The sequence below is a fragment of the Clostridium sp. LS genome (assembly GCF_002760435.1).
Classification (GTDB): domain Bacteria; phylum Bacillota; class Clostridia; order Clostridiales; family Clostridiaceae; genus Clostridium.
This window is the reverse complement of record NZ_AUUU01000133.1, coordinates 1-17096: the sequence shown is the minus strand read 5'-3', so window position 1 is coordinate 17096 and position 17096 is coordinate 1. Positions and strand designations below refer to the sequence as shown.

General features: G+C 29.1%; 13 protein-coding genes. 1 reads left to right on the top strand and 12 read right to left on the bottom strand.

What is annotated here, in order from left to right; genetic code table 11:
* Positions 1 to 81: 81 nt before the first annotated feature.
* The 7 genes from COL3_RS23970 to COL3_RS23940 form a co-directional block, all read right to left on the bottom strand.
* Positions 82 to 1548, bottom strand: a complete 1467-nt coding sequence (locus COL3_RS23970; RefSeq protein WP_008427966.1) for an extracellular solute-binding protein — start codon at positions 1546 to 1548, stop codon at positions 82 to 84.
* A 263-nt stretch (positions 1549 to 1811) separates the two neighbouring features.
* Positions 1812 to 3524, bottom strand: coding sequence for a methyl-accepting chemotaxis protein (locus COL3_RS23965; protein ID WP_008427964.1), 1713 nt, complete (start codon positions 3522 to 3524; stop codon positions 1812 to 1814).
* A 174-nt stretch (positions 3525 to 3698) separates the two neighbouring features.
* Positions 3699 to 4556 carry a S66 peptidase family protein gene (locus COL3_RS23960; RefSeq protein ID WP_008427963.1) on the bottom strand — a complete coding sequence of 286 codons (858 nt, stop codon included), beginning with the start codon at positions 4554 to 4556 and terminating at the stop codon, positions 3699 to 3701.
* 23 nt (positions 4557 to 4579) lie between these two features.
* A complete protein-coding gene (locus COL3_RS23955; protein ID WP_008427961.1) occupies positions 4580 to 5947 on the bottom strand; it encodes an MATE family efflux transporter in 1368 nt (455 codons plus the stop codon).
* Positions 5948 to 6084: 137 nt separating this feature from the next.
* Positions 6085 to 8463, bottom strand: coding sequence for a glycoside hydrolase family 31 protein (locus tag COL3_RS23950; protein ID WP_008427960.1), 2379 nt, complete (start codon positions 8461 to 8463; stop codon positions 6085 to 6087).
* A gap of 363 nt (positions 8464 to 8826) precedes the next feature.
* Complete coding sequence (locus tag COL3_RS29660) at positions 8827 to 9405, bottom strand: cell wall-binding protein (RefSeq protein WP_008427958.1); 579 nt, start codon at positions 9403 to 9405, stop codon at positions 8827 to 8829.
* A 217-nt stretch (positions 9406 to 9622) separates the two neighbouring features.
* Complete coding sequence (locus COL3_RS23940; protein ID WP_008427956.1) at positions 9623 to 11680, bottom strand: RNA degradosome polyphosphate kinase; 2058 nt, start codon at positions 11678 to 11680, stop codon at positions 9623 to 9625.
* A gap of 199 nt (positions 11681 to 11879) precedes the next feature.
* Between COL3_RS23940 and ppx the strand changes: the two genes are divergently transcribed.
* A complete protein-coding gene (gene ppx, locus COL3_RS23935) occupies positions 11880 to 13388 on the top strand; it encodes an exopolyphosphatase (RefSeq protein WP_008427954.1) in 1509 nt (502 codons plus the stop codon).
* A gap of 91 nt (positions 13389 to 13479) precedes the next feature.
* Here the strand turns inward: ppx and COL3_RS23930 are convergent, their stop codons facing one another.
* From COL3_RS23930 to COL3_RS23910, 5 genes are all read right to left on the bottom strand, one after another.
* Entirely contained in the window at positions 13480 to 13842 is a 363-nt protein-coding gene (locus COL3_RS23930) for a hypothetical protein (protein WP_008427953.1), read from the bottom strand.
* A 175-nt stretch (positions 13843 to 14017) separates the two neighbouring features.
* Positions 14018 to 14851 carry an ATP-binding cassette domain-containing protein gene (locus COL3_RS23925; RefSeq protein WP_008427951.1) on the bottom strand — a complete coding sequence of 278 codons (834 nt, stop codon included), beginning with the start codon at positions 14849 to 14851 and terminating at the stop codon, positions 14018 to 14020.
* Positions 14852 to 15640 (bottom strand): cobalt ECF transporter T component CbiQ, encoded by a 789-nt coding sequence (gene cbiQ, locus COL3_RS23920; protein WP_008427949.1) that lies wholly within the window; start codon positions 15638 to 15640, stop codon positions 14852 to 14854.
* Positions 15641 to 15949, bottom strand: coding sequence for an energy-coupling factor ABC transporter substrate-binding protein (locus COL3_RS23915; RefSeq protein ID WP_008427948.1), 309 nt, complete (start codon positions 15947 to 15949; stop codon positions 15641 to 15643).
* Positions 15950 to 15954: 5 nt separating this feature from the next.
* The gene (locus COL3_RS23910; protein WP_008427947.1) at positions 15955 to 16695 is read right to left on the bottom strand and encodes an energy-coupling factor ABC transporter permease; all 741 of its coding nucleotides are present in this window, start codon (positions 16693 to 16695) and stop codon (positions 15955 to 15957) included.
* Positions 16696 to 17096 lie beyond the last annotated feature (401 nt).

Sequence of the window (17096 nt, the reverse complement as noted above, 5' to 3'; positions counted from 1 at the left end):
TCAAAATCTATGATTTTGTTAATCGAACTTCCCCAGCGAACGAATGTGAGTCGGATTTCCTTTTATAAATTTTAAAAAATACTATTTGACTTTTCGTATATTTTCTCTTAATTCATTAAACCACTTCTCAAAATTTTCATCATTATCATACTTTTTTATTATTTCGTCTTTTGAACCCCCGCGATTTAATTGTGCTTTTATTTGCTCTCTATCATTTTTCGCTTTGTCTATCATTGATTTTTCTAAAATATCTCTTACTTTATCTCCACCATCAAAAGCTTCACTTGTATAAAAATCATATTCTTTCTCTTGATTCAACGCTATGAAAATTGCTTCTTGTGATTTTTTTGATAAATCTAAATTTTTATTCTTTTCAATTTTATCTTTAATAAATTCAGTATTATTAGCTTCTTTTTTAACAGGTAAATAACCTGACTTTACTGAAAATTCTATATTTCTGTCAACATCAGTAAACCATTTTAAGAACTCAGTTACAGCGTACTCATGCTTAGGATCTGATTTTGTTATTACCATTCCGGCTCCTTGCTGAGGCATATATCCTTTTCCACCTTCAAATTTAGGGAGAGATAAAATCATTGGCTCAATTTTATAACTTGTTTCCTCACCTGTTATCACTGAATCTGGAAAATACTCTGCTCCACTAGTTGATCCAACAAAAGAAATTATATCTCCTGTTTTAGCGTCATCAGAACGAAATCTACCATAAGCAGCATAGTATCCATTAATGTATGGAACGTAAAAATTATCCCACAGTTTTCTCATTACTTCTTTATTTAGATTAACATTCACGCTCCCATTATCCTCTTTAAATATTTCTTCTCCTAATTGCTTACTTCCAATAATCATATAATTAGCCATAGCATCTCTACCAAAAAAAGCTTTTCCATCGTTTTCAGCCTCTGTTTTGCTATCTGTCCATTCATAATATTGTTTTGCTAATTTTGCAATTCCTTCCCAGGTCTCAAAGTCTTTTATATCTGCACCAGTCTCTTGCGAAAACTTGTCCCAGTCTGTTTTGTTAACCATAAGAATTTCAGTAGATTTTGCTATTGGAAATATTCTCACCTTATTTTCATTGCCTAGTTTACCTTCATCAATATATCCGTCTATGTATTGATTTATTTCACTACTAGATAAATATTTACTAAAGTCAGATAATAAATCTAACTTTTCTACTTCATGAGCAGTATCAGGATATGCCATAAAAGCATCAGGCATTTTTCCTGTACCAACTTTCTTATTAGCAGTATTTATAATTTTATCTGTAAGCTCACTTATACTCCCCTGATTAAAAGCCTCAACGATTATTCCTTCATCTTTTCCTAAGGTCCTGTTAAATTCATCAACCATTTTATCAAATTCTATTTTTTGAACTCCATTATAATAATGCCAGATTTCAACTGCCACTGGTTTTTCTTTATCTAAACCATACTTACTACTAGTACTTCTTCCGCATTCGGCAAAAATAGTAAAGCAAATCAATAATACGGAAACGATTTTAACCCACTTATTAAATTTTATAAACATCTAAACCCCCGATTTTATACATAACTATTCATTAACTCTAATTATAGGTTAAAATTCATCTAATTTCCATATAATAATTGCAAATTCTTAGTAATACATATTTAATTGTGTAAATATAGTATTTATATTGAAAAATAAATCTCAACAAAAAATGAGTCACATACTTTTGTTAAAGTTTCATTAAAATTCCTTAGAAACTGCAACAAAAGTATGTAACCCATTTCGGCTAGCTATATTTACTTTTTGGTTTACTAATTGCTTATTTATATCTTAAAGCTTAAAACTAATTGTGTAAGTTTTTCTGCTGTTACTGTTTGATCTTGAGCCACTAAAGCTACCTGTTCCATTGCTTTATTTGTTTCTTCTATACCAACTAATATTTCCTCAGAATTTTCTTTAGTATTTCCCATATTTCCAGCAATAGTTTGAATAACACTTGAAATTTCTTCTGTTGACGCATTTAATTCTTCAGTCATAGATGCAATATTTTGAGATAAATCACTAATAAAAGCAGCATCCTCTTCATATTGAACTCCTGTATCAATTAATAAATCATAATCTTTTCTTACACTATTATCCACAAAACTTAATATATCTTTTGAGTTATTTGATAAATTATCAAAAGTAACATGAACATTAGATATAATATCTTGAATATTCTTTACATACTCTGCTGATTGTTCAGCAAGTATCCTTACTTCATTAGCAACAACTGCAAATCCCTTTCCATTTTCTCCTGCTCTAGCTGCCTCGATATTGGCATTTAATGCAAGTAAATTTGTTTGCTCAGCTATTGATGCAATAGACTTTGCAATTAGACCAATTTCGTTAACCACTTTTCCTTGTTCAATGGCATTTAAAATGTTATGTTGTTTTTCTTCATATAACTTATCAGCGAGATTTTTAGAATTTGAACCTTTTTCTTTAATATTACTTGCTCTTTCCTTAATTTGTATAGATTGCTGACTACTTTCAGTTGAATTTGAAGCCAATTGATTTACTCCCGAATTTACCTGGTCCATAGTCACAGATAACTCTTCTGTAATAATATTTATATCTTGAATATTATTAACTATATGTGACGTACTTTTATCAATGTTATTAAAATTACTGGACATCTCTTCCAAGGTAGCTGATAATTCTTCACTTGAAGATGTTACCCTCTGAGCTTGATCGATTATATTTTCAATAACAGATTTCATTTTTTCTCTTGCATTATTTAATGCCTTTATAAGTTTTCCAAGCTCATCATTATTTTTACTTTCTAAAGAATATGTTAAATCACCATTTCCTATAGCCTCAGCAAATAGCAATCCCTTTTTTATCATATTTGATATATACATTGACAATACAGTTCCAATCATAATTGCCAAAATAATTCCAACCCCTAAAATAACATGCATTATATTAGTTGTCATTTTATAATCTTCTGCATTATTATCAAAAGCTTGTTTTGCAGAAGTTTGATTCATTTCAATTAAATTATCAAGTTTTTCAGACATACTATCTGTAATTTGAATAATATCGGCTTGCTTTATTTTTGCTTCTTTATAATTTCCAGCATTAAGCAATTCAAAAAGCTTATCTTTTTCAGTTGAATATTTATCTAAAAGAGATGTAAAATCGTTAAATTCTTTCTTCTCATTATCAGACATAACACTATCACTAAATCCTTGAATATATGTACTATTTTTAGTTTTAATTGTATCAATTTTTTGCAAATCCGCTTTAGTTTTAGAATCATCTTCTTCCAATACAGCATCATTAACAAGTCCAACTTCAATTAAAAAATTTTCTTTAATAAAATGTATTTTATCTACATTTTGAAGATTAGTAGAATATATTTCCTGTGCACTAGTCTCCATCTTCGACATGCCAAACTTTCCAAAAAATCCAGTGATACCAATCAATAACGCGATAATCATAAACCCCGCTAGTAATTTCACTTTAATAGATAAATTTCTCATAAACTTCATATGTATTCCTCCTATAAGTTAATATTAAGATTTTGTAAAATAAGAAATCTTCATGAATAACCAAATTAATTTAATATATTATCAACCTGGAATCATAAGGAATATTTTCCTCTGAACACATATCATTCTACTTTATTAACCTTAATAATACCTTAATAGGTACTTATCTATTTCTTATAAGCGCATATTATCTCCAATTATTATACATTTCGAATCTTTTCCATGCCCAACTTCATTAGTTTTTGCTATTGGCATATTAGGATTATTCACTATATATTTAATTATTTCACTTATACTGGGAGAATAGTTTTTTCTTTCCATTTCAGTAAAACTGCCAAGAATTATACCTTTGACCTTATCAAATACTCCCATCTGCTTATATTGAGTTAAATAAGTAACCATTTTAGGAACATCTCCACTTAAACTTTCTAAAAAAATAATTTTATCTTTGAAATCTGGCATAAATTTTGTACCTGACAGTTTTAATAAACAACGAATATTTCCTCCAACAACTATACCATTCATTGAACTCCCTTGTATCCATTCATAATTAAATGTTATAAGTTCACTTCCACCTTCCATAAATGTTCTTTTAAAATCCTTAACTTGCTCATCTTTATAGCTTTCCACTAAATTTCTTATTTGATATAGGAAAGTCTTTATGTTTGCCTGAGAGTATATTGAATTTATGATTACAGATAAATCACTATACCCAAAGAAAGGCTTGGGATTGCTTTTTATAATCTCGAAGTCTAAATAATCTAGAATTCCATTTGCTAAATCCCCGCCAGATACATCAAATATAGCTTTAATATTATTATCTTTAAAAAAATTTATTAAAACTTCCGCTCTTTCTTTTTCTATACCATTAAAATCAGAGAATTTTTTATAAATTTTATCGCTAAATATGGCCTTAAGCCCCAATGAATTTAAAGCAACTTCTAATTCTTTCATTTTTACTACGCTGCTTTCATCTAAACCATTAGAACAAGCAACTATTCCAACTCTTTCACCATAGTCTAATAATTTCATAATATATTCTCTCCTAATAAATATTAAAATGCTAATGATTTTTCATTACTAACTATTGCCTTACCATGCCATTTCTTACTTTTCCATCTAAAATACATTATTATTCCTCTTACCCATTCATCTAAAGATAAAGCTATCCACATGCCAGGCATTCCCAAATTTAAAGTTATGCTCAATATGTAAGCTAATCCAACCCCAATTACCCACATTGAACAAATTCCAACATATACTGGGAATCGTACATCACCACATGCTCTTAAACAATTTATTATTACAAGATTAAAAGTTCTTCCTGGTTCAAGAAATGCATTTACAAGTAGAACTGATGCTCCTAGAGCAATTATTTCTTCATTATTTGTGAATATTCCAAATATTTTTCGTGCCAAAATCGCAACTATTATCCCTAAAATAGTGGATGTTATAAACGCTTTTTTAAGTGAAGAGAAACATAAATCATATGCTTCCTTAGGATTTCCTTTTCCAACTAATCTTCCAACAATTATTGCTGATCCCTGACCTATGGAAACAGAAAATACAAAGATAAATATACAAATATTGTTTATATAACTATTAGTTGTAACTGCTGAAATGCTAATATGGGTTAGTATAACTGTTGCTACTAACTTTGCTAAAGAATACGATATATTTTCACCTGCTGATGGCACTCCCATATGTAATATATTTTTAATTTCCTTTTTTTCGATTTTCCTTAAATATTTTGCTGAGAAGTTAGGTAATATTTTCTTAAATAAATAATATCCAAGAAAAACAGTTCCGAGTATCTTGCTTATAGTAGTTCCAGTTGCAGACCCCTGAACGCCAAGACTGGGTGCTCCAAACTTACCAAATATTAATATATAATTTAAAATAATATTGAATATATTCATTACAAGAGTTGTATACATGCATATTCTTGTAAATCCAAAAGACCTTAAAACCGATGTAAATGTTGCTGTTATAGCTTGAACAATTATAAATCCTCCAACTATTCTTATATATTGAGAACTATATAACATAAACTCAGGTGCCACATTCATGCATTTTAAAATAAAATTTGAAAATAATAAAATTAGTAAACTAATTAACCCTCCAAAAAAAGTATTAATTACAAGAGATGTTCCTACTAACTTCATAATATCTTCGTCTTTCTTCTTAGCTCCAATATATTGTGAACAAATAATTGTAGTTCCTGAAGTAATAATGACAAATAAAAGATTCAGCATGTTAATTATTTGATTAACAATTCCAACGGCTCCAACAGCATCATCACTGTACTTTCCAAGCATAAATATATCCATACTTCCCAGCAGCATTAATAGTAATGTCTCAGCAAAGATAGGCCAAGTTATCTTAAATAAGTTATTTTCAAACTTTATTCCTTCTTTCTTCATAAAATCAAACGCATCCTTCCTTAATTATATATCCAAATAAATTGTAGTTAAATGCTATATAATAACTTTAATTTATATAGCATTTAACTACTTAACATTAAATATAAACAATAATATGATTCTTTAATTTAAAACTACTACAAACATTTTGCAGGATTAGTAATATTCACTTTATTTTCTTTAACTTCTTTAGTCTCTCCATTTATTTCTACAATTTTTCCATTTAAATTATGAAAAATGAATTCAATATGTTCATAATCATCATCATATTCATTATTAATTACTTTAACTTTTATTTCTACACTATCACCATTTGTTACCTTTATTTTGTAGTCATTAAACTCCCCGGCTTGATATCTAAAACTTTCTCCATCATCAGCAAAATGGTGATATCGTGTTTCTGTATTTTCATTACATAAGAAAACTTCTACTGTTAACTTATTACTTTGTATTTCGCCAACATAATTCTGCTCTTTTGCAACAGGAAGTACTGTTCCTCCTTTAATAAATATTGGACAAATATCTAATGGAGTTTCTCTTACTATATATTGTCCACCTTTATATTCTTCTTTTGTCCAATAATCTATCCAAATTTCGCCTTCTGGAAGATATACCATCCTTGCCTTTGCTCCTTGTTCAACTACTGGTGCAACTAATATATTTTCTCCACAAAGGAATTCATCATTAATCTCATAAGTCTTCTTATCATTTTGATAATTAAATATTAAAGGTCTTATAAGTGGTGCTCCATTTTTACTAGCATTCCACATTGAATCGTAAATATAAGGTAATAATTTATATCGTAATTTTATATATTTTCTATTAATTTCTTCTGTAATTTCATCAAATGCCCAAGGTTCTTGATCCCTAGTACCCATTGCTGAATGGTTCCTAAACAGCGGAGTAAAGGCTCCAACTTGAACCCATCTGCTTAAAAGTTCAGCGCTACAATCATGTCCAAAACCACCTACATCAGTTCCACAAAAAGCCATTCCGCTAAGTCCTAGATTCATTAGCATTGGAATTGACATTCTTAAATGTTCCCATGTACTTTGATTATCTCCAGTCCATATTGTTGAATATTTTTGAGTTCCAGCATAACAAGCCCTTGTTACTATAAATGGCCTTTTTCCAGTTGCCTTTTTTAAACCTTCATATGTTGCTTTTGACATCATATGTCCATAAACATTGTGGACTTCTTTATGAGTTACTGGAATTCCATCATTATCAAACATAACATCATCAGGCAGAGGTCCTTTAAAGCTTGCAGGCTCGTTCATATCATTCCAAATACCGCTTACACCTGTTTCAATCATTATTTTTTGATTTTCTCCCCACCACTTTCTAACGCTAGAATTTAGAAAATCTGGATAAACAGAATCCCCTGGCCAAACTTCATTTCTATAAACTATTCCTTGATTATCAGTTGCAAAATATCCATTTTTAAGCCCTTCGTCATAGATCTTGTATCCTTTATCAACCTTGACACCTGGATCTATTATTGTTACAACTTTAAAGCCCATGTTATTTAACGCTTTAATCATTTGTTCGGGATCTTCAAATCTCTCATTGTTCCAAGTAAATACTCTATATTCATCCATATAATCTATATCTAAATATAATGTATCACAAGGTATTCCTTTTTCTCTAAAGCTATTTGCCACTTCCATAAGTCTTTCTTTACTATCATAAGACCATCTGCATTGCTGATAACCTAGTGTCCACATTTGAGGTAAAGGCATAGTTCCAGTAATTTTAGTATATCCTTCAACAACCTTTCTAATTGTTGGACCATAAATAAAATAATAATCTAGATTCCCATCTACACCTGCAAAATAATAATATTTAGAATTATCTCTTCCCATATCAAAGTGAGTTTCAAAATGATTATCAAAAAATATACCGAAAGCATTTCCCTTATTTAAGCCAATTAAGAATGGAATTGATTTATAAAGTCTATCAAAAGTTTCTCCATGAGGTGCTGGATTATCAGTATTCCAGTTTACATAGTGATAGCCTCTTTTATTTAGGTGACCACTTCTTTCTCCAAGACCATAGAAATACATATCATCTTCCATCTTTTTTGAAACATATACTTTATAATCTGCTGCTCCATTTAAAGTATGTCCTTCAGCCTCAGCTAGAACATAATCGCCATATCTTCTATTAAAAGGTTTACTTTCACCTCTATAATCTTCGCATAATAATGCTCCATTTTTATCATAAATATCTACTTTAAAATCATCAAAAATTTTAACTAACAGATTTTCTGTAGATATTTGTATTCCATCAATTATCTTTTCGACTTCAAAATCGCAATGACTATCTATGATGTTTTCTACAGCTTTAGAATTTCTCTCTCCCCTAAATAAAGGCACAAAAAAATTAATGATATATGAGTTTACTACTTTTACAAATACATTTTTTTCTTGGAATCTAATATTAATTTCATTATCCTCTACTTCATAGTTTAATAATTTTCCAAATATTTTTTTATCTTGATTGCATTTCTCCATAGTTAATTCCTCCACTTGAAACAATAAAATTTAAATTACTATAATATTAATAATCTGGACATTTATTTTTAGGCCCAGTTGAAGGGGTATTCAAATAATAAAACTGAGCCTAAAATTTTTAATAAGATTATAATGTTATTATATAGCCATAAAATTCAAATTTCTTGCAAAATAGAGGCTAATAATATAAAAATACTGCTATTAATATAATTTCCATATGCACATACAAAAAAGAATAAGGCTGTACAACTTCTAATAATAGAAATTGTGCAACCCCATTCTCTAGAAACAACCTCTTAAGGAATAATCTTTTTCTGCTCAATATGTTATATAAATTAAAGACTATTTACTAATTATTTTGAGTTATTGCATTTCACCATTCCAATTTAAGTAATAACCATCTACATATGTATTGTATGCCATACTTCCATCAGAGTTCAAATAATACCATGTTTCACCATCATTAATCCAGCCCGTTTGCATTACACCATCTGCATCCATATAGTACCACTTGCCTCTTACATTTTTCCATCCACTTACAGGGACACCTTGTTCAATTAATATCCATTTGCCATCTTTAGTTTTTCCCCAAAAATCCCCTTTTCTCCCCGTGCTAGGAACTGTGCTTACAATAATATTTCCAGTGTTTGAATCTGTTGTACTATTAGTAGCAGTTGTTGTTGCAGCTGTAGATGTACTGCTAGAATTCTTATCGTTTTTAGCAGCTTCTTCTGGAGTTGTTGCACTTGAAAAATTATTTATATCTGAAGCAACTTTATAATTACTTTTATCAATGTCTTTCCATTCAAATCCTGGTTCTATATTATTTAATTCATCCTTAGTATAACCATCTTTTGAATCTGCAGCAAATACAATGCAAGTTCCTTGAGCTAAAATTGCTATTATAGCCAAAGATAATATTTTAATTTTATGGTTTTTCATCCTTCTCATCTCCTAGAATATTTTATGTAAATTAATAATGTCAACCAAATTTATATTCTTATGTATAATTTTCGATTAAATTTTTACATACTTAAGGATTTTTATAATTAAATTTCTAATTAGCATAACCTTTTTATGAAATTCCTTAAAAAGCTAAAAAACAAAAAGTGAGTTTCAATAAAACTTCTAAATATATTGAAACTCACTTTTTCCTTATCTAATTCTTATTATTAAATTTTTTACAAAGCTCAACCATTTCTTCTTGTGAATTAATTGTTTTACCTTCTGAAACTATTTTTGTATAAGACCCATCAGAATTTAAAAGTCTGCTCTTAACATTATCTTTTAAATATAATTCAAGCATTTCTTTAAGTTCTTTTTTAATACTGTGTTCTTCAATTACTGTCATTGTCTCAACTCTTTTATCTAAATTTCTATACATCCAGTCAGCACTTGAAATATAAATATCCTCATTACCTGCGTTAAGGAAATAGTATATTCTGCTATGCTCTAAATATCTTCCTACTATACTTCTTACTGTAATGTTATCACTTAATCCTTTTACTCCAGGCCTTAAAGAACATATTCCTCTAACTATAAGTTCAACTTTCACGCCTGCTTGCGACGCTTTATATAAAGCAATCATTAACTTCTTATCAACTAAAGAATTCATTTTAGCAATTATTTTTGCTGGCTTTCCACGTTTTGCATATTCTGTTTCTCTTTCAATTAGGTATTCTAATTTTTTTCTTAATCCATATGGTGCAATAGTTATTTTGCTCATATTTTCTGGCTTAAAGTACCCAGAAAGCATATTAAAAATAACAGAAGCATCCTCGCCATATTCTGGCTTTGCAGTAAGAAGACCTATATCAGTATAGAATCTTGCAGTAACATCATTATAATTTCCTGTTCCTAAATGTACATATCTTTTAATACCTTTCTTTTCTTGTCTTACAATCAGTAATATTTTACTATGGGTTTTAAGTCCTATTACTCCGTATATTACGTGGCAGCCTGCTTTTTCAAGCTGTCTTGCCCAATGAATATTATTTTCTTCATCAAATCTAGCCTTCAGTTCAACTAAAACCGTTACTTGTTTACCATTTTCTGCTGCCTTTGAAAGTGCGGCAATAATAGGGGAATTACCACTTACCCTGTATAATGTTTGTTTTATGGCTAGTACTTTTTCATCTTGTGCTGCTGCCTCTACTAATTTAACGACCGCTGAAAAACTTTCATATGGATGATGAATAAATATGTCTTTTTTACTTATAGCTTGAAACAAGTCGCATTCTTGCAATTCTTTAACTGGTATGCTTTTTAATGGCTCAAATTTTAGTTCATTATATCCCTTAATACTGTATAGTTTGTTTATAAATGTTAAATCGATTGGCCCTTTTATAGAAAAAATTTGATTGTCAGATATTTCAAATTCCTGTTCTAATTTGCTTATAATCCTATTATCACTAGTATCTTCAATCTCTAACCTTACAGCTAATCCCCATCTTCTTTGTTTAAGAGACTCTTCTATAGTTTCTAGTAAATCCTCTGCTCCTTCTTCATTTAAACTTAAATCCGCATTTTTTGTAATCCTATAGCAAGCAGTTGTTAAAACTTTAAATCCGAATAACTCACTCAAATGATTCTTTATTACATCTTCTAATAATATAAAATTGTCTCCTTCTCCTCCTGGAATAGGCACTAATCTTTCTAATACAGATGGTACTTGAATGGTCGCAAATACTTCTTGATCGCTCTTATTGGCCTTTAACAGCATTCCTATATTTAATGTCTTATTCAATAATAACGGAAAAGGTCTTCCTGAATCTATAACCATAGGGGTTAAAACTGGATAAATAATATTTCTGTAATATGCATTTACAAAATTCAATTGCTCTTCATTTAGCATATCGTATGTAAATATTTTAATATTTTGTGATCCCAAATGATCATACAAGTGCTCATATGTCTTATATTGATCTCTTACCATTCCTCTTACTTTATGTAGTATCTTTTCGACTTGTTCACTAGGCGTTAACCCTGATACCTCTCTCTCCTCAAATCCTGCTTGGATCTGACTATAAAGTGATCCAATTCTTACCATAAAAAATTCATCAAGATTAGAGCCTGATATAGCTAAAAATTTAAGTCTTTCCAAAAGTGGATTGGTGTTATCTTTAGCTTCATCTAAAACCCTTTGATTAAATTCTAACCAACTAAGCTCCCTATTAAAAAAATTCTCGTAATTATCATATGTGTAAGTTTGATTCATAATTATTCTCCTCACCCTAAAAGCAATTTTTTAAAATTAATTAAATTATTTGTTATTATAGTATTTAAATTATTTCATAAATAATGTAATATATTTAAATGTATACTAATATAATCTAATATTTTTGTTAATTCTATGTTAACAGATTATTATTTATTAGTTAACTTTTTTGTTATATTTTGTGAGTAGGAGGAAGGAAATGAAAAATATTGCTGTTATTGATATTGGTTCTAACTCTATGAGAGTTTTAGTTTATGAATTATATGAAAATAATTCTTTTAAAATAATTGATGAAGAAAAAAGAATGACAAGATTGGGTCAGTTTATTGATAAATCTAATAATTTATCTAAGGAAGGAATTCAAAAATTAATAGTTACTCTAGAATTTTTCAAAATTCTTTGTGAAAAGAACAATGTTGTAGAAATAATTGTAGTTGCAACTGAAGCAATTAGACGAGCAGATAATAAGAATGAAATTTTATCTTTAGTAAAGGAAAAATTAGATTTAGACATTAGAATTTTAAGCGGAATAGAAGAATCAGCTTATGGCTATCTTACAATTAAATCTACCATGGATATTAATAATGCTCTCCTAATCGACATTGGTGGTTCAAGTATGGAAATAACATTAGTTAAAGATAAAAAAATTGTTCAAGGTATAAGCTTACCTTTAGGCTCAATTCCCTTAACTAAGCTTTTTCCTTTTGATGGACCTGCAGACAAATATATCATATCAGAATTTAAAAATTTTATAGATAAAGAATTTGATAAATTACCATGGTTAAAAGATGCTAAAAATCTCCCTTTAATAGGGATTGGCGGAACTGCTCGTTCAATCGGCAAAATCCACAAAAAATTTATTAATTATCCTTTAGATTTGCTACATAATTATTCTATTAGTATTGATGAAATTAAAACCATTTATGATTATGTTCTCAGCCTTGATATGAATCAAAAAACTAAATTGAAGGGACTTCCAAAGGAAAGAGCTGATATATTCACAGCACCATTCTCTGCCCTTGTGGCGCTTATGAATTATTGCAGCTGTCCACTTCTTAAAATCAGCCAATATGGAATTCGTGAAGGAGTTTTATATGAACGACTTTTAGGACAAAATATCGATACTACAGATATTTTAGATTTTTCGCTAAATAATATACTAATTAATAATGATTTAAATTTACCTCATGCCGAAAAAATACAAGATTTATCTAATGTATTATTAGAATATCTGGAAAATTCTAATAATAAATTTTTAGAGTTAGAAAATAAAATCTTGAAAGTAGCTGCTAAATTACATGATGTTGGCGTCAGCATATCTGTAAAACATGCTTATAAGCACGGTTTTTATATTATTATTAATTCTCTTATTGCTGGGCTCACTCATAAAGAAATCTTAATGGCTGCATATACAGTCGCTTTAAGCGGAAAATTTGATTATAAGATTGTTGATGAATATAGAGATCTATTAAGTAAAGATGACGTTTTTATTTGCAAAAGACTTTCTATAATTCTATGCCTTGCACACAAGATTGATAAATATTTTTATAACAGTTTAGCTGAAGTTGTAATCTTAAATGAAAAAGACAGCTTTAATTTAGCTCTACCTGAATCCAGTGTTAAATATATGAAAGATAGTTTACCAGTTGAAATGGATGATAGTTTTAAAAAAAGTTTTGATAAAAAATTATCAATTGTTGCACTTTAATAAATACTAATTAATATATTTTTGCACAAAAAGCACTTGCTGGGTAAAATTATCCTCTCAGCAAGTGTTTTTTTATATTTATATAGTTGAATTAACTACATGGATATACATAATTACCTATGGTTCGAACTCTTAATTCATCTGGATCACATGTTTCACCTTCTGGAAGGACGAATACTATCTTTTTTTCAATAGTTCCACAAGAATCCTTATCACATTCATATCCATGTGCCATTGTTGTAAAACCTTTAAAAGCAACTATTCTATTATTCTCATCATATACGATGCATGCAATAGCTACTTTTTTACCTGGACATACATTATTCACCTTTATTTTTACGGTTAATAATTTAGATCCATGTCTCTCTATATCAACAGGGCAAGCATTTATACAACTACATAACTCACAGTTTTCTTTGGTGCATTTCTTAGAATAGCCTGCGTATCTACCCATTTAATACAACTCCTTTGTTCATATAAATTTTAGAGTAATAGTCATTTGTATCCATTATTATATATATTTTTGTTTTTAATATATTCTAAGACAAATGCTTTTGTGAGTATAATTCATTGTAATTTCCCAATTTTTTAGCTTCTATTTTCTTTACTTTTTAAAAGCACTAATACTGTTATTCTTCTATAAATTTATAAAGTTCTTCTTTGTTTCTTGGTATATTGTTTTCAACTTTAATTTTATTACAATCACATAAGTGCTGAAACACATCAAGAATTAATGGTTTTTCAAGATAACACTCATGTATTAATTTATCATCAGAAAAAACCTCATATGGCGTCCCATCTTTAACTATTTCTCCATCCTTCATTACTATAATATAGTCTGACCATGAATAAGCTAGTTCGACATCGTGAGTAGATAAAATAACAGTTATGCCTTTTTCATTAAGTTCGTCAAAAATTTTTACTATTTGTTTTGAGTGTTTAGGATCAAGACTTGATGTAGGTTCATCAAATACAATTACTTCTGGCTGCATAACAAGTATATCTGCAATTGACACTCTTTTTTTCTGTCCATAGCTCAAAAAATGTACAGCTTTATCTCTATATTCATACATTCCTACACTTTTAAGAGCTTCATCTACCCTATTTCTCACTTCAGTATCACTAAGTTTCAAATTTATTGCTCCAAATGAAACTTCTTGATATACACTTGCAGAAAAAAGCTGATTTTCTGGATCTTGAAAGACTATTCCTATATTTTTTCTTAATTCCATTAAAGATTTATGATTATATTTTACTTCTTTTTCTTTATATAATAAGGTTCCTTTAGTTGCTTTTAAAACGCCATTTAAATTTAAAAACAATGTAGATTTACCTGAACCATTAACACCAACAACTGATATTTTCTTACCCTGTGGTATTCTTAAGTATATATTTTTTAATGCTTCAGTTCCATCTGGATATTTGTAACTTAAATCTTTTGTCTCTAGTATGTATCTACTCATTTAATAAATTCCCCCAAAAATATTTTTACTAAAACTGATAACTATCAAAACAACTTCTATAACAATGATTAATGATATATTTTTATATGAATATGTATACTTATTTTCTAGTAGATTTATATCACCATCATAACATCGAGATTCCATAGCAGTGTAAATATCTTGTGAACGCTTATACGAACTTATAAATAAAGAAGTAATTAATTGCCCTAACGAATTAAAACTAGTCTTAAATGTTGAATATCCTAATCGAGAATTTTGAGATATATAAATCATATTAGCTGTATCTAATAATACAAAAATAAATCTATATATAAGTCCCATTAGCTCCACAAATAACCTAGGTACTCTAAGCTTTCTAAGTACATGTAGAATTTCAAAAACAGGAGTTGTTAAAGTTAAAAAATACAAACACGAAACGGATCCAAGTGACTTAAAAAATAACCTTGCTGAAACTAAAATACTTTCATAAGTGCATCCTAATTTAATTTCAAAAATTTTAAAACTGAATATCAGATTATTATCGTTTCCAACTACATTTACTGCTATTGTAATAATTCCAATTATTAAAAATACTAAAGGCAATGACATTAATTGAACATAAGTTTTTAAAGGTATTTTCCCCATAGCAACAATTATAAAAGTCATCAGAAACAATATTACTATAGAGTCTAATATATTGTTTAATGCTATACATATTATCAAAGTAATAATTGCAAAAACAAATTTTTCTACTGGGTTTACTCTTTTAAGTTTTGAAATATATGCTAATTTATCTATTGAAATCATTTATTTTTTACCTTCATCTCTTTTTGATTTTCCTTTTAAGTATCCCAAATAATAACATATAATCCCAGAACCAATAGCAGCTTGTATTGAAAATAAAAGACTTTCTATTTCTGCACTTGGTGGTTCCCAAATTGGGGAAAACCATGGTTTATAATTACTATTAATTTGTGTGATTGCTTCTTTTGCTTTATCATCTGAGCCCGCAAATTCAGCATTTTTTAGAAGTAATAGGGGAAGAACAGCTATAGCTATAACAAGAATAGCAAGTATTAAATTCTTTTTTAGTAAATTATTGCCCTTAATACTCATATTCCTTACTCCTCCTTTGATATAACGTTTAGTTCTTTAAGTTCTTCCTTATTATAGCTAATTAAGAGATTAAAAATTATTACTGTTAATAAGCCCTCACTTATTGCAAGTGGAACTTGCGTTACCGCAAAAATACTCATAAACTTTACAAACGAAACCATAATTCCACCAGTTGCATCAGGAAAAGCTAATGAAAGTTGAATTGAAGTTGTAACATAAGTCATTAAATCACCTAGCATTGCAGCAGTAAAAATTGCAATAGATTGTGATACATTCATTTTCTTTAAAAGCTTGTACAAAAAGTATGATACTAATGGTCCGACAATAGCCATTGAAAAAGTATTAGCACCAAGAGTTGTTATTCCACCATGTGCAAGAAGTAATGCCTGAAAAATAAGCACTATAAGCCCTAAAACACCCATAACTGTAGGTCCAAAAAGTATAGCTCCAAAGCCTACCCCTGTTGGATGTGAACAACTTCCTGTAACAGATGGTATTTTAAGCGCAGAAAGAACAAAGGCAAATGCTCCTGCCATTGCTATTAGCATCTTAATCTTTGGGTTCACTTTTATCTTCTCTCTTATTGAAAATAATCCTCTAAAAACAAATGGTATGCATATAGCACCCCATGCAATACACCATGCTGGAGGAAGAAATCCTTCCATTATGTGCATCGCAAATGCAGTTTTAGGAATAAATAGCAACCCCAGCAATAACCCTACTGCAACCTGATATTTTTTTGTCATATAATCACTCCTATTAATATTTCACTTTAATTTTATATGATTTTTTCTTAGGTATATTAACTTATTATTTTTTTAATATGCCTTAATAAAATAAAAAGTCCTTTTAACTTACATGTTAAAAGGACACATTAACTAAATATACTCACTCATATAAAATGTGTAAGTAAATCTTCATAAAAACGCCCCCTCCATCACTCGTAGAGTTATCCGATAGCTAGCATTTGCAGAACCTCTACTCCCTATAATTTGAGGTATAACAACTGCGTGCTTCTGGATAAGTTCTTCTAAGCTTCAGCTAGATACAACTTTTCTCTTAAGCTAGTTACATCTGAAGCTGAGAATCACTTATTGGTGCAAAATATAGGCAGGTCTTCTGACTTAAGAATCATCATTTAAGTACG